The organism is Paenibacillus sp. J22FR5 (assembly GCF_059691975.1).
The window spans coordinates 95645-115806 of sequence record NZ_JCAUAN010000011.1 but is presented as its reverse complement, the minus strand read 5'-3'; the positions used below and the strand labels follow the sequence as shown (position 1 = coordinate 115806).

Here is a 20162-nt window from a genome sequence, read left to right as displayed (position 1 = left end):
AGTTAATGAACCATTTGTCCTCTGTGATCTAAAACGGAGTTCAAGTGGTTCTTTTGTCATACTTTTGTCGCAATAGGTAAGCTTACCTCGGTTGTGAGAGGGGTATAATTAGGGCATAATGGATGAGAATAGATGGAAACAAGAGGAAGGTGCCTCATGAGTTATAACGATAATTTTATAAAAGCATGTCGGAAAGAACAGGTAGATACGCTCCCCGTGTGGTATATGCGTCAAGCAGGTCGCTATGATCCTGACTACCGTAAGATCAAGGAAAAGTACTCCTTGCTCGAAATTTGTCAGCAGCCAGAGCTTGCAGCTGAAGTCACAATGATGCCGATCAAGAAGCTTGGCGTTGATGCCGCGATTTTGTACTCGGACATCATGAACCCTGTGGCTTCGCTTGGTGTTGACTTTGATATTGTCAAAGATATCGGTCCTGTTATACATACGCCTGTCCGTACGGCTCAAGATGTTGAACGTCTTCGTCCTATTGATGTAGAGAAGGACTTATCCCACATTCTTCAAACGATTCGCATTTTAGATAAAGAATTGGAAGTTCCGTTGATTTCGTTCGCCGGTGCTCCATTTACAATCGCCAGCTATTTGATCGAAGGAAGACCTTCCAAGAGCTATATTCGTACCAAGCAAATGATGTATTCGGAGCCAGCGGTCTGGTTCGCGTTAATGGATAAGCTGGGGGATATGGTCATCACGTATCTACGTGCGCATATCGCCTCTGGGGCGAAAGCCGTTCAAGTTTTCGATAGCTGGGTGGGTGCACTCTCTCCAGCCGATTTCGACGTCTATGTAAGGCCAACCATGATGCGAATTTTCCAAGAGCTTTCGGATTTGAAAGAACCGAAAATTTATTTCCCAGGCGTGAGTTCCGGGGAGTTACTTCCCTATCTGACGACGATTCAAGCGGATGTAATTGGTCTGGATTGGCGGGTTCCGATTTCCGTTGGTCGTGAAAGACTTCAGAATCGTTATGCGGTGCAAGGAAACTTGGACCCTTATATCTTAACCGCGCCGATGAGCGTGATTGAAGCGCAAGCGAAAGCGATTATGGATGAAGGAATGAAGCAGCCAGGGTTTATTTTCAACTTAGGACATGGCTTATTCCCAGAAGCATCGCTTGAGAAATTGAAAGAATTAACGACGTTTATTCATAGTTATTCGCATTCCGTTTTAACCCAGCAGGCAGAAAAGAGTGGTGTTTAATATGAGCAAAACTCGTATTGGTGTATTAGTGATGTCGTATGGTACGCCGGAAAGTTTGGATCAAGTTGAAGCGTATTACACACATATCAGACGCGGCCATCCGCCGACCCCTGAGCAATTACATGAATTAACGACGCGTTATGAGGCCATTGTCGGTGGTTTCTTCCCGTTGCGTGAAAATACGAATAAACAAGTTAAAGGACTTGAAGCGACGTTGCGCCAAGAGCATCCTGAGCTTGAATTCGTCTGCTACCAAGGCCTTAAGCACGCTCAACCCTACGTAGAGGACGGCGTTGAACAGATGGTTAAGGACGGCATCAGAGAGGCCGTAGGGGTCGTTCTAGCGCCTCATTACTCGACGATGAGTGTTGGCGGGTATGTGAAGAGAGCGAAGGATAAAGCAGAAGCCTTAGGTCTTAAAATGACCTTCGTTCTGGATTATCATCTTCATGTGAAATTGCTGGATGCCTTGCAAACACGAGTTGAGAACGCTTTGGGGAAATTTGCAGAAGCGGATCGCAATGATGTGCGGGTCATTTTTACAGCTCACAGTTTGCCAGAGAAAATTCTGGAGATGAAAGATCCGTATCCGGATCAATTGCTGGCAACGTCCAAAGCTCTTGCAGATCGTGTAGGTTTAACGAATTGGCAGTTTGGTTGGCAGAGTGCGGGGCAGACAGCGATGCCTTGGCTAGGTCCGGATATTTTGGACGTTATGCGTACCATCAAGCAAGAAGAAGGCGTGGATAAAATCTTACTGTGCCCGATCGGGTTCGTTTCGGATCATTTAGAAGTACTCTATGATATCGATATTGAAGCGCAAGCGTTGGCGAAAGAGTTAGTCGTGCATTTGGAACGTACGGAGTCACTCAATACCGATCCTCAATACATGGAAACGTTGAGCGATGTTGTATATAAAAAATGGCAAGAGATTGGGAAGTCCCAATGAGTACGAACGTGCCTCATTACATGATTATAGGCGGGGGCATAACGGGTCTAAGCGCTGCTTTTTATTTGAAAAAGCGTTTAGAAACGGCGGGTGCTCCCTTCCGCATTTCGGTTGTGGAGAAATCCCCTTCGTTCGGCGGGAAAATTCATACCATTAAGCGAGATGGCTTCGTAATCGAGAAGGGACCTGATTCCTTTCTAGCGCGTAAACGTCCCATTATTGATTTGGCTTATGATCTCGGACTGGAAAATGAGTTAACAGGTACGAATCCAAAAGCCAAGAAAACCTACATTGTTCGTGGGCGAAAGCTGCATCGTATGCCGCCTGGCCTAGTCCTCGGGATTCCGACGCAAATGTCGCCATTTGTGAAGACAGGCCTAATTTCTCCCGTTGGCAAGCTACGAGCTGCCATGGATTTGGTTTTGCCGAAACGGGATATCGCCACAGATGAGTCGCTTGGACATTTTCTGGAGCGCCGATTAGGTAAAGAAGTGCTTGAGCGAATTGTTGAGCCGCTGCTTGCAGGTATTTATGCGGGTGATACCTATAAGCTGAGTTTAAAGTCAACATTCCCGCAGTTTCGGGCTATGGAGCAGAAGAACCGCAGCTTAATTCTGGGGATGATGGCGAGTCGCAAAAATGTGACCGAGGAATCTGCACATTTGCCTGCAGCTGTGCGCAATTCGGTTTTTGTGACATTTAAGCGAGGGCTCCAATCGTTAGTGACAGGTCTAGTAGAGGCATTGGGTACGGTGGATTTACGTTCTGGTGTTGGCGTAGAGTCGGTGCGAAGCTTAGAGGGGCAACAAGCAGAAGTTACGTTTGAAGACGGTCATCGAGAGAGCGTTGATGGGGTCATTGTGACCACGCCAACGTATCAAGCGGCGAAGCTGCTTTCGGAGCTGCCGGCAGCGAGCAAACTTGCGAAGATTGATTATATATCTGTAGCTAACGTGATCATGGCTTTTGACCGTAAAGATATTCCATTTGAACTGGATGCCTCCGGTTTTCTCGTGCCTAAACATGAAGGGTATACCATTACGGCCTGCACGTTAACCTCAGCGAAGTGGCTGCATGCTGCGCCTGAAGGTAAAGTACTGCTGCGATGCTATATAGGTCGTTCTGGCGAGCAAGAATGGCCAGCATGGTCCGATGAGCAATTAATAAGTAAAGCACGTCACGATATTAAGGATCTACTTGGGATCGTGGCTGAACCGCGATTCGCTGAAGTGACGAGATTGATGCATTCGATGCCGCAATACCCTGTTGGCCATTTGGAGGAGTTAGCTCATTTCCGACATGAGCTTATGGCAACTATGCCAGGAGTCCTAGTCACAGGTGCAGGGTTTCATGGAGTCGGACTGCCCGATTGTATACGGCAAGGAAAAGAGGCTGCTAATCAGCTTGCAGAACTTGTCCTTGAACAGAGGTAAGAGTTCGTTAATTACCGTAGTTTGGTCAGATCCAGTGTGAATTCAGAGGAGGATATCGTCAAAATTTTCTTCTCCTCGAGATCACGAATGACTTGCATGAGCGTTGATTTCTGAACACCAGCAAGCTGTGAGATTTCATCAAAGTTCAGAACAAGCTTAATAACGATTGTGGTGCCTTTACGCAAGCCATGGGAATTCGCCATTTTGATCAAGCTTTTGATAACGCGTGTTCTTGCATCTAGGAAGGTCAGGTCATGGACTTGCTGATTCGTATCCCGCAGTCGATTGCTAAGCTCTTGCATGATACCTAAGCTAATGTCAAAATGAGTACGAAGCAATTCAAGGAAGCTCTGTCCTGTAATGGTTAATAAGATACATTCTTCTAAGGTCTGAGCAGAAGCAGAACGCGGTTTGCCGTCAATAAGGGAGAGCTCACCGAAGCTTTCGCTAGTTTTGCAGATGGATAGTATTTTTTCCTCACCTGAACTGCTCGTCGTGAAGATCTTAACAGAGCCGCTAAGAACCATATAGAAGACAGAGCCGATTTCTTTTTCTGAAAATAAGATGGTACCCGATTTATAAGTACGCCTAGTACATATTTGAACTAAGGCGTTCAGTTGCTGCTCATTTAATTGGGCAAATAAAGGGACTTTTTTGATAAGCTCAAGCATGGAGTGTACCGCCTTTGTAGGTATATAGGTAGGTTATTACCTTATTTTATCATAAGATCACGTTATTGGGGGCTAAATAATGGGAAATTCGAGCAGAATCGACAAACGATCAGCGGCTGCTTTTCAAGAATCAAGAAAGCTGATTCCTGGAGGGGTTAACAGTCCGGTTCGCGCTTTTAAATCGGTAGGCTTAACACCTTTATTCATGGAGAGTGGATCTGGCTCCCGGGTAACGGATATTGATGGGAATTCATTCATTGACTATGTTGGATCGTGGGGACCATTAATCGTTGGGCATGCTCATCCTACTGTTTTGGAAGCTATTCAAGCTACAGCTATTAAAGGGACGAGCTTCGGAGCTCCGACGCTGCTAGAGACAGAGATGGCGAAGCTTGTTATTGATCGTGTACCGTCTATTGACATGGTGCGTATGGTTAATTCAGGAACGGAAGCAACCATGAGTGCGTTGCGTCTTGCCCGCGGATTTACGAAACGCGACAAGATTATGAAATTCGAAGGAAGCTATCACGGGCATGCAGATTCCTTGCTGATTAAGGCTGGTTCTGGCGTTGCAACGCTTGGATTACCGGATAGTCCTGGTGTTCCTAGCAGTGTGGCGTCAAATACGATTACGGTTCCTTACAACGATTTGGAGTCCGTGAAGCTGGCTTTTGAAAAGTTTGGCGAAGAAATCGCGGCGCTTATCGTTGAACCCATTGCAGGGAATATGGGGGTTGTTCCTCCCGCGGCAGGCTTCCTGCAAGGCCTTCGTGACATTACCAAGCAATACGGCTCCTTGTTGATCTTTGATGAGGTTATGACGGGGTTCCGTGTGCATAAGAACTGTGCACAGGGTTTATACGGCGTCATACCTGATTTAACTTGTCTAGGCAAAGTGATTGGCGGTGGGCTTCCTGTAGGTGCCTATGGCGGTCGCTTGGACATTATGGAACAGATTGCGCCAGCGGGTCCGATTTACCAAGCAGGTACTTTATCTGGAAATCCCCTCGCTATGGCAGCAGGTTTTGCAACGTTATCGTTATTGGGTGAGCCGAACGTATACGAGGAGTTAGAACGTCGGTCTGCTAAGTTGGAAGCAGGTTTCGCTGCGAATGCAGCTGAATTCGGCATTGCCTCCACAATCAATCGCGTAGGATCCATGGTTTGTCCATTTTTCACGGAAACAGCTGTGACAAACTATGAGACGGCCAAAACATCAGACCTTGGGCGATTTAACGCCTACTTCGGTCATCTGCTGGATTTGGGTGTATCGGTTGCACCTTCACAGTTTGAAGGGATGTTTGTATCAACCGTTCACTCCGATGAGGATATTGAAACAACAATCGGAGCGCATCGAGAAGCGTTGAAACGTTTATAAGCTTGAGAAAGGGGCTGCCCTCCGTAGTATAACTACGTGAGAGCAGCCCCTATTTTAATTAAATAGTTAATTTGGTTTAACGGTAGGAGATGGAGTGACAGTAGGTGTATTCGAAGGTTTCGGTGTCGCACTAGGTGTAGGCGACGGTGTTGCCGTTGGTTTGGTACTGCCACCCGCCCCGTTCCCATTACCTGGAGTAGGTGTTGCACTTGTCGATGGTGGTGTTGATACTGATGACGGCTTCTCAGTCGCATTCGGTTTTGATGATTCCGTGCTCGAAGGCGATGTAGATCCGCCAGTTTTACCTGCTTCATTCGTACTTTCTGACTTTGTCGATGGAGTAGGCGTTGCTTTCGGTGTTGGCGTAGGTAGTTTACCTTGTGCCCTCAGTGCAGCCTGCTCCTTCTGGAACTCAGGGTGATCATAGGCGCCACCTGGATCAATCGTCGTTAGTCCTGCCCAGACGTTCTTCACATCAACTTTCTCAGGATGATCAAATACCAAGAAGGCAGATGGCAAACGACGCTCGCCGTAGCGACTAGATGGCTTAGTAATCAAAGCATTATTGTAAACCATTTCGGAAGATGCCCCGCCATCAAGGAATCCGGCATTAATAACGTCATCTTCTAAGAATAGATCTTGTACTTCTTTCAATGTTGCGCCGACACTTGATGTTTGACGTCCGTCGATGACAATGAAGATGACGGTTCCGTCCGCTTTCTGACCAACAGCTGTTCGCGGTGCGCGTCCCCAACCACCATCACCGCTTGTAATGAGCGGTTTACCGTTCGCAATTACACGAGGATAGAAAGAAACAGCTTCTGAGACGCCAAGCTTCAGCAACTCATTGATCGTGTATTTACCAATAATAAGCGTACCTTCTTTGGTAAATCCAACAATTTGTTGCGCAATGCTTCCTTCTTGGTCGGTATAAAGGATGTTACCACCGGACATAATAGCACCGATTGGGGCAAATCCGTTCCCAAGTCCGTCTGGGTCGTTAAAGCCACCACCATTCACACCAGCAACAGCTCCCGTGCGCTCCACCATGGAGGTGATTCGTTCACCTTCACCTTGCTTAGCGGGAACGACAACACGAATGGTTCGCGGATCATAAACATACATGCGTTTACCTTTCCAAAGTGTACCTGAAATATCTTCCACTTTGACCAAGCTTTCGATGGGACGTTTCGTATTAAATTGTACGGCCTCCAAGTTTTGTTTCTCGATGGAGTTGATCTCTGTTAGATTTTGCATCTCGAGAACCATCTGATCTCTTCGCTGAGCACCTACAAAGATCCATGCCCAATCACGATGCTGTGTTGTAATGACTGTTTTGGCCAAATACTCGCGAATGTATGTACCCGGCGGGGTTAGAAATAAAAAGCTGGAACTTAAGAATGTACATACAGCTATAACAAGTAAAGTCCGCTTCAGCCAACTATAATTTCGAAAATGATTTGCAATTGAACTACCCAAGGTAAACCTCTCCTGCTCTATTAATAAATTGATAGAAAATGTCGAAAAAAAACAATACAAGAGTTATAGTATCATATTTTTGCATGCAAATGGTAATGGTAATTGTTAAAATAAAGTGTACATAATCCCTCTTTCTTAAGGAGCTCGTTCTATATTATGAAACGTTATTATTTTTTTGATTTTCCGATCGACCTCATGGCGATTGTTTTTGTATTTCTGATCATTTTACTAGCAATCTTCCTATCATTTCGTAAAGGCATGGAATCATGATCAACTGGTCGCGAAATGGAGAATGGCTGGAGCTTCCTCTTCCGAATGAGCACTGGAAACCGCTTAAACCGGGTGCAGTCGAAGAATTAGCGGCTTACTTGCCTGTGCCTCGCAAATTTTTTCTGCGATTAGCTTCACAAGGACTTATTCGTGTAGAAGCTAATACAATTCGGCTAAAAGTGTTTCCTAAGGAAAAGGCGGCGTTTAAATCAGAACCATACCCATTAGACGTCTTATTCGAGGATGAGTTCACTTTAGTCGTTAACAAGCCAGCTGGTAAGTCTGTCCATCCGGCTGAAGTCGGTCAAGGTGGTACGCTTGCTTCTGCGGTAGTGCATTATTATGAAGCGACTGGCCAAGCGTGTGGAATTCGCCATATTCATCGTCTAGATCAAGATACGACTGGCGTAATTCTGTATGCCAAAAATGAATGGGCTCACGTCCTATTAGACGAAGCCATGCGAGAGAAACAGATTGATAGACGCTATGTGGCAATCGCTCACGGGGTGTTCAAAACCAAGGAAGGTTGGATCGATGAACCGATCGGCAAAGACCGTCATGTCCCTGGCAAACGAAGAGTAGTCCCGAACGGGGATCAAGCGATTACACACTTCCGAGTCCTTCAGCAAATGAAGGGAGGGGCGCTTGTTGAGGTCGAGTTGGAGACCGGCAGAACACATCAGATTCGGGTTCATCTGAGTCATATAGGGCATCCTCTAGTCGGCGATACCTTATACGGTGGTTCTTCCCGTTTATTTCACCGGCAAGCGCTTCATGGCGAACGACTTCTATTTAAGCATCCGATTACGCAAAATGAGGTCGTTGTTCATGCACCCTACCCGTTAGATTTCAAGTCAGTATTAGATGAGATGTCGACAAATTAAAAAATGTAGTCATGCCTGGCCTCCTCCACCCATATACTTTTAGAGACAATCAAGTATATCACCCAACAATTCGGTGCTGATTTATGTTCCGAGTTATACGGAAGGGAGGATTCATTCGGTGTCTGAACAACAACCAGGCTTAAGATTTGATATTTATGAACGTGTGCATTTGCAGGAAAATTTGGCGGCCATACAAGAATTAAATGAGGTAGAATTACTTCCGCATATTCAAGTACTAACGCTGGATGATCAAGCGATCTTAAAGGGGAATTTACTTCTTACGGGCAACTACTTCAGTGATGAAGGCGGGAGCCCGCGAACACTTGAGCATTTGATTCCTGTCGAAATTACGCTGCCCTTGAATCGCATTCATCGTGTAGAAGATATTCAGGTGGAAATCGAGAACTTTGATATCGACCTTCTATCGGCTCGCAGCTTGAATGTAACCGGGGTTCTCTCCCTGCAAGGTGTAGAAATGGTTTCTGCTCCGCAGGAAAGCTGGCGAGAGGAAGAAGAAGTCACGTTTGTGCATCAAATTGATTATCCACGCTCCGAGCCGGTTATCCCGTACACGCCAGCACCAGCACCGATAGTACAGGAACCACAAGTGCCACAAGTGCCACAAGCGCCACAAGTGATCCAACCACCGCCCACGCCAGTTCCTCTTCCTACACCGTTACCAACACCATCGCCGACCCTGATTGCAGCTGCACCTGAACCAGCGATCGTTGCGGCTCAACCAGAAACTTATATGGGTGATGACACGGTAGGGGTAGAATTGGAACAAATCGAGCTGAAGGTGACCCCCCATGCCGATAGTACGGTCGTTACAGAGGAGAAAAAGGAGCTTAAAGTTGCCTTTGGCAAGAAGGCTTCGGACGCTGTGGAGGTTAACCCATATGGCATCAAATCGCTATTATCAAAGGCAGGCACGTATCTTTCCGACAAGCGGACTGCGGAAGCAGAGGCGCAAGCGGCTCTTGAGGCGGAATCGCGGATAGATGCGGTAGAGTGGAGACGATTATTTCTTCAGAGTAGATCTGAGTCTCAGGAATTCAGGAAACTTAAATTGTGTATCGTTCAAAAAGAAGATACGTTGGAATCCATCGCCAAGCGTTATCAATTAACTACACGTGAGCTTCAGTTGATGAATCGTATGGGTGATCAGGATATTACTGTGGGTCAAGTAATTTATCTCCCAAGATAATAACCGATACATAGGCAAGAGCCTCTGGCTGCTTTAAACAGCTGGGGGCTCTTTATGTTCGACACGTATACAAAAGATATTTGTACCCAATACTATGAAATAAAAGTAACAATCGCAGAAGCAGGCTTGTTACATATTGACTACGGGGCAAATGTTCGTTATCATATAGTGTAAATCATTTTCAAACCAACATATGGAATTGCAAAGATAGGGAGTAGTAGTCGGAACGCCCTTCAGAGAGTGGAACTGCAGCGCTGAGAGGTTCCTCAGGATACATCCGATCGAAGTCGCCCTGGAGCAGTAAATGTGAGTGCAATCGCCGAGTCAATGATCTCGCATGCATTAGCATTTTCCGGTCGCAGCCGTTATCTGTTTTAAGTGTCATGTTATTTGCTATTGGGGCGAGTGCATGAAATGAAGGTGGTACCACGGAAGATATACCTTTCGTCCTTTTTTGGGCGAAAGGTTTTTTTGTGTCTATTTGCTCTACTCTATTTTTATCTCTTCAAATGTAAGCTTGCCATCACAATAATATCTAACCAGATATGGAGGTACTTTTATGACCGAAGCCAAACTACAAACGGAAATGCCTACTACGTATGATCCCAAAGAAGCGGAGCGTAAGTGGTACGATTACTGGATTACCAATGAATTTTTCAAAGCGGGCAATCGTCCTGACGCGGAGACTTACACGATCGTGATACCGCCTCCGAACGTAACAGGTATGCTGCACATTGGGCATGCACTTGATTTTACACTGCAAGATATTCTCATTCGTACCAAGCGGATGCAGGGCTTTGACACACTGTGGCTGCCGGGTTCTGACCATGCGGGTATCGCAACACAAACACGTGTAGAGCAGAAGCTTCGCGAACAAGGACAAACGCGGTATGATCTGGGACGCGAGAAGTTCTTGGAGAAGGTGTGGGAGTGGAAAGAATTATATGCAGATACGATTCGCGAGCAATGGGCGAAAATGGGCTTTTCTCTCGATTACTCGCGTGAACGCTTCACCCTTGATGAAGGACTTTCACAAGCGGTTCGTGAGGTTTTCGTAAGTTTGCACGAGAAAGGCCTGATTTATCGCGGCAACTATATTATTAACTGGGATCCTGCGGCACGCACGGCTCTTTCCGATATTGAAGTTGAGTACAAAGAAGTGCAAGGTGCGCTGTATCATTTGAAATATGAAACGACTGACGGTTCAGGCTCCATCGTAGTCGCTACAACGCGTCCAGAGACGATGTTAGGCGATACGGCGGTTGCTGTTCATCCGAAGGATGAGCGCTATAAGCACCTCATTGGGAAGTCCTTGCTGCTTCCTATTGTCAATCGCGAAATTCCGATTATTGCCGACGATTATGTTGAAAAAGAGTTCGGCAGCGGCGCTGTTAAAATCACGCCTGCACATGATCCAAATGATTTTGAAGTTGGGAAACGTCACAATCTTCCGCAAATTCTTGTTATGGACGAATCCGGAACGATGAATGCGAATGCGGGCCCGTACCAAGGGCAAGATCGTTTCGAGTGCCGTAAGCAAATTGTGGCTGATTTGAAAGAACAAGGCGTTTTGATCAAAATCGAAGAGCATGTTCACCAAGTTGGACATAGTGAGCGCAGTGGGGCTGTGATTGAGCCTTACTTGTCCACACAATGGTTCGTCAAAATGCAGCCACTTGCTGATCAAGCGATTGAAGCACAAAAATCAGGCAACGGTGTTAATTTTGTTCCGGACCGCTTCGAGAAAACGTATTTGAATTGGATTGAAAATGTACGCGACTGGTGTATTTCCCGTCAGCTATGGTGGGGGCACCGCATTCCTGCTTGGCATTGTGCGGATTGCGGCCAAATCACGGTTACTCGTGAAGATGCTGTGGCTTGCTCGCATTGTCAAAGCACGAATCTTAAACAAGATAATGATGTTCTTGATACATGGTTCAGTTCAGCCTTATGGCCTTTTTCCACATTAGGGTGGCCGAACGAGTCCGAAGATATGAAGCGATTCTATCCAACGAGTGTCCTAGTAACTGGTTACGATATCATTTATTTCTGGGTAGCTCGGATGATTTTCCAAGGACTCGAATTTACGGACCAAATTCCGTTTAAGGATGTGCTTATGCATGGTCTTGTTCGCGATTCCGAAGGCCGCAAAATGTCCAAATCCCTCGGAAACGGGGTCGATCCGTTAGAAGTGATTGAGAAATACGGTGCTGATGCGATGCGTTATATGATCTCAACGAGCAGCACACCAGGTCAAGATCTTCGCTTCCGTTGGGAGCGGGTAGAGCAAGCTCGTAATTTTGCCAATAAGATTTGGAACGCATCCCGATTCGCTTTGATGAATTTGGAAGGCGTAACCGCAGCAGATATCGATTTAACAGGTCATTTAGGTACAGCGGATCGTTGGATTTTGCATCGTTTAAATGAGACGGTTCGTGATGTAACTCGCTTAATCGATAGCTACGAATTTGGTGAAACAGGACGTCTGCTCTATAACTTCATCTGGGATGATCTCTGTGATTGGTACATTGAGTTCAGTAAACTGAGCTTATACGGTACGGATCCAGCGGCTAAAAAACAGACACAATCTGTTCTCGCTTATGTACTAGATCAAACGCAACGTTTAATTCATCCGTTCATGCCGTTTATCTCAGAGGAGATCTGGCAGCACTTGCCACATGTCGGCGATACGATTACGCTTGCGGCTTGGCCGAAAGAGAACGCAGCCTTTGAAGCGTGGGATGCGATTCGTGAGATGGAGCTTTTGATGGAAGCGATTCGTTCCGTTCGTAATATCCGTGCCGAAGTGAATGTACCAATGAGTAAGAAAGTTGAGCTCCTTATTAAACCGGCAAGTGAAGAAACGCAGGAAATTCTCCGCAAAAATGAGGAATACCTGAAGCGCTTCTGCAATACGTCTATGCTTCAAATTGACCTTGCCATGGCGGCACCAGACAAAGCGATGACGGCGATAATCACAGGTGCTGAGTTGTACTTACCGTTAGCAGGCCTGATCGATATCACACAAGAGCTTGCGCGTTTGGATAAAGAGCTTCAATCCTTACACGGTGAAGTTGAGCGAATTGAGAAAAAGCTCGGCAATGAAGGCTTTGTGGCCAAGGCACCTGCCAAGGTGATTGAAGAAGAGAAAGCTAAGCTTGCAGATTATGCAGATAAGCGGGATAAAGTGATCGCTCGATTAGCGGAGTTACAGTCATAGAGAGCGCAAATTATACGATTGCCTAGGTTCGTCTACAAGGTGATTCATATAGTAAATGAGGATGAGAACTATGGATGAAATCAAGAACACTGCGGATGAATTCCAAACCGCACAGGAAGCCATTGACTGGATCGTTGGACGGATGGAGAAGCTCGGTATGAAGCCGGGCCTTGGGCGCATGGAATTGTTAATGGAAAAGCTGGGTCACCCTGAACGCAGGCTGAAGTTCATTCATGTAGCCGGAACGAATGGGAAAGGCTCTACATGCGCTTATTTATCTTCTGTGCTTCAGGCGTGCGGCTATGATGTAGGCACGTTTACGTCACCGTATTTAGTTCGGTATACTAACCGTATTCAAGTAAATGGTGCTGACATTGAGGATGACGTTTTGCTTCGTTTGGTAAATGAGATGAAACCGATTGTGGATGAGATTGCAGCAACTGAGGTTGGCCCGCCAACGATGTTTGAAATTTCGACTGCACTGGCGATTCTATATTTCGGAAAAGTCACTTATCCCGATTATGTGGTATGGGAAACAGGACTCGGGGGAAGGCTGGATAGCACGAATATCGTGAATCCAATCGTTACCGTCATTACGAACGTAGGCCATGATCACATGGATATCCTAGGTGATACGCTGGAGCTTGTAGCAGCTGAAAAAGCAGGAATTATTAAAGCAGGAGTTCCTGTCATTACTGCGGTTGAACCAGAGAATGTTTGGCGCGTAATTGAACAAACGGCGAAGGCGAAGAAAGCCACGCTTTACTCACTTGGTGATCAATTTACGTTGACCGAAGTGAACAGCGAGTTGGATCGTCAAAGCTTCCAGTTTAACGGACCTTTTCGACCTATACCGGAGCTGTCCATCACATTAAATGGTGAGCATCAATTGAAGAATGCGGCAGTAGCCGTCATGACACTTGAGGTTCTTCGTCAATATTATGCAACGATTGTGGACGATGCGGATCTTCAAAAAGGTCTTGTGGGAACGAAATGGCCGGGTAGGCTAGAGATGGTTTCACAAGAGCCGCGTATCCTTATCGATGGGGCTCATAACCCGGAAGGGGCAGCCACACTGGCCGCAGCGCTTCAAAATGTGTACAGCTATAAGAAGCTTCATATGATGATTGGAATGCTTGCGACGAAGAATCATACAGGCTACTTAAGGCATATACTACCATTGGTGGATACTCTTATTATTACAGAAGCTAATTTTCATAAAAAAGGGGATGCTTCCCTGCTCGCTGATATCGCCAGTGGTTTGCTTCGTGAGATGAATCGTGAGGTCGACATTGTTGTAGAACGCGATTGGAAGAAAGCTTTAACCTTATTAACAAATAGAACTGAGCAGGATGATCTGGCGGTCGTATCCGGCACGCTGTATTTAATCTCTGATGTTCGTTCTTGGATAACCTATCAAACCGATTCTGAAAAAGGATGGTGAGAACGGCGTGAGTCAAGCAGAACACGTACATTTTATAGGAATCGGCGGATACGGCATGAGTGCCATTGCCAAAGTCATGCTCGAAATGGGATACCGGATTTCCGGATCTGATCTAGCACAGCAAGAGCTTACTGAGAAACTGAAAGCCAAAGGTGCTCAAGTGTTTATTGGCCATGAGGCAACTAACGTATCAGGAGCCGATCTGGTTGTTTATTCAACCGCGTTATCCAAAGATAATGTGGAAATGCAAGCAGCAGAGCAATTGAACATTCCCATTATTCATCGGTCACAAATGCTGGGAAGGCTGATGAATGAACGCAAGGGGATTGCCGTTGCAGGTGCCCATGGGAAGACAACAACCTCCTCCATGATTGCCTTGGTGATGGAGATTTGCGGAAGCGATCCAACATATATTATCGGTGGAGAAATCATGAATGTCGGCAGCAATGCCAAAGCAGGCAAAGGGGATTACGTTGTTGCGGAAGCGGACGAGAGTGATGGAACATTCCTTCAATATCATCCAACCCTCGCGTTGGTGAACAATATCGAAGCCGACCATTTAGAAAATTACAATGGCGATTTCGAAAATTTGAAAAAAGCGTACAAACAATTTCTAAGCCAAGTAAGACCAGGCGGCAAAGCAATTGTATGTCATGATGATGTATTCCTGCGCGAAATGATTCCAGAAATTCAAAGCCAAGTGATTACCTATGGGATTGAAACGGAAGCGGATTATGTGGCACGGGATATCTCACTAGGTGACCGTAAGGTAACGTTTTCAGTAGATTTCAAGGGTACATCTCTAGGTCAAGTTAGCTTATCGGTGCCTGGTAAACATAATGTTTACAACGCGCTAGCAACATTGATTACTTGTTTAGAAGCAGGTCTTTCCTTCGAGAACATTGCTGAAGCGATTCAGGAATTTCGCGGGGCCAAGCGGAGATTTCAAGTGCTTGGCGAAGTTGAAAACATCTTGGTCATTGATGACTATGCGCATCATCCAACAGAAATTCAAGCTACCATTTCGGCAGCTAAAGCGACTAGAAAACGGATTATCGCCGTGTTTCAGCCGCAACGTTACACGCGAACCTATTACCTTTTCGAGCAGTTCAGCCGTTCCTTCTTAGAAGCGGATGAAGTTATTATTACGGATATTTATTCACCGGCAGGTGAGCAGCGGATTGAAGGTGTTGACTCCGTGAGGTTAGTTGAGCTGATACGCAGCAACAGCAACCCGAATGTTCAGCACATTGCCACTCGTGATGAAGTGCTGACGTATTTGATTGATCACGTTCAACCAGGTGACCTGGTTCTTACGATGGGGGCTGGCGACATCTGGAAAGCAGCCGATGGATTAGCTAAATCACTACGCAAGAAATACGAATCGCATACGTAAACTAAAGATCGCTTGAGCCGTTGGCTGGAGGCGGTCTTTTTTCTTGGAAGAATCATAATAAGCTTTTCTCTCTCATACTCTAGTAACAGAAGATTAGGACAAGATGATACGGCGATATGCCCGTTTCTAACATACATATGATGAGGAGTGTGGGAAGAGAATGAAAAAAGCTAGAATCACTTATCGATTCGACCCCAAGGAAGGGGCAGAATCAACACGCAGAGCAGCGCGGGTTCATGATCATGAGGAGAATGTCATCCCACTCTACCAAGAAGAGTTTAAAGTTATAGACTCGAAGGCGGATCATGTTCTGAAAGAAGTCACGCCTTACGAGCAAGCAGAAAGAGAGCAAGTGGAGTCATTGTTCGAATCACATGCACTAAATACGTTTACAACGGATTTCGGGACCTGGAATTCTCCGATTGAATCAGAGGGAGAGCGCGTCGAGCGGATCATTCGCGAAACACAGATATCCAGGGAGTCTCAGCATCACACGAAACCTTCTGCGACTCGAGATGACATGGAACCCATGCAATCACCAAACGAATGGTCGAGCTGGAACGCAAAAGAGCCTTATAGAGAACCAAGTACAGGAGCTCGATATGCCAAATCATCCAGCACACCCTGGATTCGGATTGCGACATCCGTGGCTGGTGCGGTCGTTACTGGTATCGCGTTCGGATTTTTCGTTCTTTCCATGTTCTCTTCGGATGGGGACACGAATGTTGCGACACCTAACCTGAACAAAACCACAGTGGCATCGCCAAATACTCAAACAGCTGCATCAACCTCCAAAGCACAAACTAGCGCAGGGGATGTAGCGTTACCTGCGACAACGTTAGCTGTTACGTCTGTGCAAATCCCGGGTAAGTCGTATACGTTCTTGCAAAACGGCGTGTTCAGCTCCTTACAGGGCGCTCAAGCCGTTCAGGATTCGCTTAGTAAGAAGGGGCTGGCGTCCGCGATGGATAACTCCGATAAGCTGACTGTGTTTGTTGGCTTTGCGAAGACGAAGGAAGATGCGATTGCTCTGCGACAAGGTATTCAGGCAACGGATAAAACCATCGAGGTTTTTATGAAAAACGTGGATTTCCCGGCGGTAACTGGGATTCGTTGGTCTGGTGCTAAGCCAGAGTCAGTTCCTAATTTTATTGCGGATGGCGATAAGCTCGTTAATACTATAAGCGGATTGACACTAATCCATCTGGCAGAAACGAAGCCAACCGCATTAACGGATGCTTCCTTACAGTCGATCCGAGCATCGCATCAGGCCCTTATTACACTTGGAACAGGGCTTAGTGACGGAGCAGGTGATGACGTGAAACAGTCGCTGCAAAAAATGACAACCGCGATCAATCGTGCCGTTCAATCTATGGAAGAATACAAAAAAACGCCATCTCAGGCCTTGATGTGGCAAGCCCAATCCTCTTTGATGCAATACATTATTGCTCAGAAAGAGCTGCTCAAAACGATTAGCGTAGCATAAAACAAAAAGCCGTGTACCTAGACTCTTACGAGTTCGGGGTCACGGCTTTACATTTACTTCACGTATCGATCGAGCAGGGCGGCGATTTCTGCTCTAGTCATCGTCTGATCTGGCTTAAAGGAAGTATCCGATACGCCATTAATAATGCCTTTTTCTTTCAATGTGTAGATAGCTGATGCACTCCATAGCGAATTAGGTACATCATCAAATGAAGCTTTGTTAGCTGTTTGCTTTGCAGGTGAGGACATTTGCAGGAGCTGATTGAATAAATAAGCGACTTCCCCGCGAGTAATCGCTTGATTAGGGCGAATAGTCCCATCTGCATAGCCTTGCAGTAAGTTTAATTTCCCCGCTTTGGCAAAAACAGCGCTAGCCCAATGAGAAGCAGGTAAATCGGAGTAGCTTTTGGCTGTAGCTGTTGCTCCAGTTCCGCAGCCGTAAACGCTGGAAGTTACAGTTCCTGTTGTATCACATGCTGCTGGCAGTTTGCTGAATGTGAATACGCGATCCATTAAGGTGAGGAATTCAGCTCTCGTTAGCGCGCGGTCAGGCTCATAATTGTTACCCATGCCTTCGATGATACCTTTATTCTTCATGCGAAGAACAGCAGATCTTGACCAATGTACAAGTACATCGGTAAAAAGGGGGGGTTCATAAGCACTAATCCCATTGGCTATTCCGATAGCCATCTTGGAACGCATGGCATCGCTAGCTAGCAAAGAAGCATCACTTTTATTGGTGAGGAAGGCCGTTTCTACTAGAATGCTCGGGATTGTTCCCATTCGGGTCACATAGACAGCGCTTGGTGTTAGACCTAAGTCTTTGGTTCCGGATTGAGCAAGTAAAGCGTCCTGCACATGCTGAGCTAAATCTTTACTGTAAGGTGTTAATTTGGTCATTGTGCTGCTTGCTGGATAATCTTCTTGCGGGTATGCATTGTCGTAGTAAAGCACCATCGTTCCATTTGCATTGCTGCTCGGATGCGCATTGGCGTGAATAGATACGAATAAATCAGCTTGCTGTTCATTCGTAAATTCAACACGCTGAGCGAGTGATAAGAAGGTGTCGTTCGTTCGTGTTAAGACGACCTCGTAACCGCGATCAAGAAGTGCTTTCCGTACCTTTAACGTGATGTCCAGAGTGACATCGGCTTCATGGAGACCATTGATACCTGTTGCTCCTGGATCACTTCCGCCATGCCCGGCATCAAGCACTACTTTGTAAGCGAATGCATGATAGGGGAAGGCAATTGTGAGTAATAAAGTGAACAGGATAAGTCGTTTGAGTAGCGTCATAGTTGAATTTACCTCCGGTAACTATCTTACTAAGATCGGCCTATGCTGTAAGCAGGTAAGAATCACCATCTTTTTTATACGGCGTCAGCCGGTTATTTTGAAATATAGCATTTATGCGTTTCACATGATAAGCAGGCTATATTTTTGGATAAACGCATCCTTCCAAGATGGAAGGTGTGACGTTTATTTTACATGGAAAAAAGAGGTGTTTCCCCGTATAATAGGCTTGTACATACATGGAGAGGATGACAGGAATGAAAAAAAGCACGTTTGCATTACTCATTTTTCTAATCGTCGGGTTAATTACCGGGATTATTATCGGCCAGCTGCTGGCGCCCGTTCCTGCTCTCGCATTTCTAACCAAATCGGTTCAAATTTCATGGGAGCCCAAAGCGGATCTGCAAGTCTTGAAATATGAATTTCATCTTTTGGTGAAGCTAAACCTATGCAGTATTATTGGATTAGTAGGAGCCTATCTCCTTTATCGGAAACTCTAGTGACATATGTGAGAGCTTCAAAAAACGTATAACTATACTGAGGAGTTGTTTATATTGTCTAGCCCTGATCATCACAGACTTATTCTTGCTTCTTCATCGCCGCGTAGACAGGAGCTCATCCAATCGTTCGGACTACCCTATATTATTCGGGTGAGTGACGCGGATGAGACCGTCGAACAAAAAATAAAGCCGTCTAAGCTCGTTGAGCTGCTTTCTTTGCGTAAAGCTTCAACAGTCAGAGACATGTTGGAAGACCAAGATAAGCATGGGATTATTATCGGATCGGATACGGTTGTGGTATATAACGAAGAAGTTCTTGGCAAACCGGTTGATGAACAGGATGCCTTCCGGATGCTAAAAGGGCTGCAAGGGAATACCCATCAAGTCTATAGTGGTGTTGCTTGTGTGGATGCGGAAACAGGGAAGGAAGTTGTATCCCATAGTGTAACGTATGTACGTATGAAGCCAATGTCCGACGAGCAAATACTGCGCTACATAGCTACAGGGGAACCGAAAGATAAAGCAGGCTCTTATGCGATTCAAGGGATTGGGGCTACCATCATCAGTGGCATCGAAGGGGATTATTTCACGGTTGTAGGACTGCCGCTATCTTTGCTAAGTGATTTGCTTCTGAACTTCGAAATTCAAGTTCTGTAGTTGCATTTCCAAGTATATCCATTCGAGTCCGAAATAGGGTATTTAGATTGACTGACTAATCTGTAACGGTTACAATGACAGTAAGCGACATGACTTCGCATTCTTCTGGAGGTATCAGCCATGAACAGCGAATTTACAATTGCCGTCCACAGCCTCGTTCTATTAGCTCACTTGCCAGATCATATGGCAACTAGCGAAGAAATTGCAGCAAATGTATCTACTCATTCTGCACGAATTCGTAAAGTTATGGGCTTTCTGCGAAAAGCAGGCTATGTATCAACGAAGGAAGGCATTGGTGGCGGTTTTATACTGAGTTGTAAACCTGAGGAAGTCACACTTGGGGAGATATACCGATTAACGTGTCAAGGTACCTTAAAGCCAAGTTGGTGCTCTGGTGATGAGACCAAACCTTGTATGATTTCATCCAAAATGGATAAATTGATGGGGAAGGTTTTCACCGACGCAGAGAAGCAAATGGAAAATTACTTTGAAGGCCATACCATCGGCAGTATGTTAGAACAAATAAGGACTTTAGAATGCCCGAAATCGAATAAAGAATCTCTATCCTAGAAGCCCTCGGATCTCACAATCCGGGGGTTTTATGTTGTTTTTAGGGCTTATACCCGCATGCATGGGATAGTGACAAGTAACACAACCTACATTACGGAAGAGGGG

At 45.9% G+C, this 20162-nt stretch carries 16 protein-coding genes and 1 other annotated feature; of the genes, 13 read left to right on the top strand and 3 right to left on the bottom strand.

Features of this window, described 5'->3' with window-relative positions; all coding sequences use genetic code 11:
* Positions 1-156: 156 nt before the first annotated feature.
* The 3 genes from hemE to hemG are packed head-to-tail and all read left to right on the top strand — an operon-like array spanning position 157 to position 3603.
* A complete protein-coding gene (gene hemE / locus AC58P7_RS16455) occupies positions 157-1221 on the top strand; it encodes a uroporphyrinogen decarboxylase (RefSeq protein WP_497344627.1) in 1065 nt (354 codons plus the stop codon).
* Between the two features lies 1 nt (position 1222).
* Complete coding sequence (hemH, locus tag AC58P7_RS16450; protein WP_497344625.1) at positions 1223-2170, top strand: ferrochelatase; 948 nt, start codon at positions 1223-1225, stop codon at positions 2168-2170.
* Complete coding sequence (gene hemG, locus AC58P7_RS16445; protein ID WP_497344623.1) at positions 2143-3603, top strand: protoporphyrinogen oxidase; 1461 nt, start codon at positions 2143-2145, stop codon at positions 3601-3603. Before hemH ends, hemG begins: the two co-directional genes overlap by 28 nt.
* Before the next feature lie 11 nt (positions 3604-3614).
* On the opposite strand, the gene AC58P7_RS16440 is transcribed toward hemG, so the two are convergent.
* On the bottom strand, positions 3615-4274 hold the full coding sequence (locus tag AC58P7_RS16440; protein ID WP_497344622.1) for a Crp/Fnr family transcriptional regulator: 660 nt from the start codon (positions 4272-4274) through the stop codon (positions 3615-3617).
* Positions 4275-4353: 79 nt separating this feature from the next.
* On the opposite strand from AC58P7_RS16440, the gene hemL reads away from it, so the two are divergent.
* Positions 4354-5652, top strand: coding sequence for a glutamate-1-semialdehyde 2,1-aminomutase (gene hemL, locus AC58P7_RS16435; protein WP_497344620.1), 1299 nt, complete (start codon positions 4354-4356; stop codon positions 5650-5652).
* 66 nt (positions 5653-5718) lie between these two features.
* On the opposite strand, the gene AC58P7_RS16430 is transcribed toward hemL, so the two are convergent.
* Positions 5719-7131, bottom strand: a complete 1413-nt coding sequence (locus AC58P7_RS16430; protein WP_497344619.1) for a phosphodiester glycosidase family protein — start codon at positions 7129-7131, stop codon at positions 5719-5721.
* A gap of 266 nt (positions 7132-7397) precedes the next feature.
* Between AC58P7_RS16430 and AC58P7_RS16425 the strand changes: the two genes are divergently transcribed.
* The 6 genes from AC58P7_RS16425 to AC58P7_RS16400 all read left to right on the top strand — a co-directional run bounded on the left by AC58P7_RS16425 (position 7398) and on the right by AC58P7_RS16400 (position 17038).
* Positions 7398-8285 (top strand): RluA family pseudouridine synthase, encoded by an 888-nt coding sequence (locus AC58P7_RS16425; RefSeq protein ID WP_497344617.1) that lies wholly within the window; start codon positions 7398-7400, stop codon positions 8283-8285.
* Positions 8286-8403: 118 nt separating this feature from the next.
* On the top strand, positions 8404-9492 hold the full coding sequence (locus AC58P7_RS16420; protein WP_497344615.1) for a LysM peptidoglycan-binding domain-containing protein: 1089 nt from the start codon (positions 8404-8406) through the stop codon (positions 9490-9492).
* Positions 9493-9687: 195 nt separating this feature from the next.
* Positions 9688-9947: a binding site (T-box leader), on the top strand.
* A gap of 104 nt (positions 9948-10051) precedes the next feature.
* Positions 10052-12712, top strand: coding sequence for a valine--tRNA ligase (locus AC58P7_RS16415; protein WP_497344613.1), 2661 nt, complete (start codon positions 10052-10054; stop codon positions 12710-12712).
* Positions 12713-12782: 70 nt separating this feature from the next.
* Entirely contained in the window at positions 12783-14156 is a 1374-nt protein-coding gene (locus tag AC58P7_RS16410; RefSeq protein WP_497344611.1) for a bifunctional folylpolyglutamate synthase/dihydrofolate synthase, read from the top strand.
* Positions 14157-14163: 7 nt separating this feature from the next.
* The gene (gene murC / locus AC58P7_RS16405; protein ID WP_497344609.1) at positions 14164-15552 is read left to right on the top strand and encodes a UDP-N-acetylmuramate--L-alanine ligase; all 1389 of its coding nucleotides are present in this window, start codon (positions 14164-14166) and stop codon (positions 15550-15552) included.
* Positions 15553-15712: 160 nt separating this feature from the next.
* Positions 15713-17038 carry a hypothetical protein gene (locus AC58P7_RS16400; protein WP_497344607.1) on the top strand — a complete coding sequence of 442 codons (1326 nt, stop codon included), beginning with the start codon at positions 15713-15715 and terminating at the stop codon, positions 17036-17038.
* Positions 17039-17091: 53 nt separating this feature from the next.
* Here AC58P7_RS16400 and AC58P7_RS16395 read toward each other — a convergent pair whose 3' ends face one another.
* Positions 17092-18333 (bottom strand): N-acetylmuramoyl-L-alanine amidase, encoded by a 1242-nt coding sequence (locus AC58P7_RS16395; RefSeq protein ID WP_497344605.1) that lies wholly within the window; start codon positions 18331-18333, stop codon positions 17092-17094.
* Positions 18334-18587: 254 nt separating this feature from the next.
* On the opposite strand from AC58P7_RS16395, the gene AC58P7_RS16390 reads away from it, so the two are divergent.
* From AC58P7_RS16390 to AC58P7_RS16380, 3 genes are all read left to right on the top strand, one after another.
* On the top strand, positions 18588-18830 hold the full coding sequence (locus tag AC58P7_RS16390) for a DUF4321 domain-containing protein (protein WP_497344603.1): 243 nt from the start codon (positions 18588-18590) through the stop codon (positions 18828-18830).
* Positions 18831-18884: 54 nt separating this feature from the next.
* Positions 18885-19487, top strand: coding sequence for a Maf family protein (locus tag AC58P7_RS16385; RefSeq protein WP_497344601.1), 603 nt, complete (start codon positions 18885-18887; stop codon positions 19485-19487).
* Positions 19488-19607: 120 nt separating this feature from the next.
* Positions 19608-20057 carry an RrF2 family transcriptional regulator gene (locus AC58P7_RS16380; RefSeq protein WP_497344599.1) on the top strand — a complete coding sequence of 150 codons (450 nt, stop codon included), beginning with the start codon at positions 19608-19610 and terminating at the stop codon, positions 20055-20057.
* Positions 20058-20162: the final 105 nt, after the last annotated feature.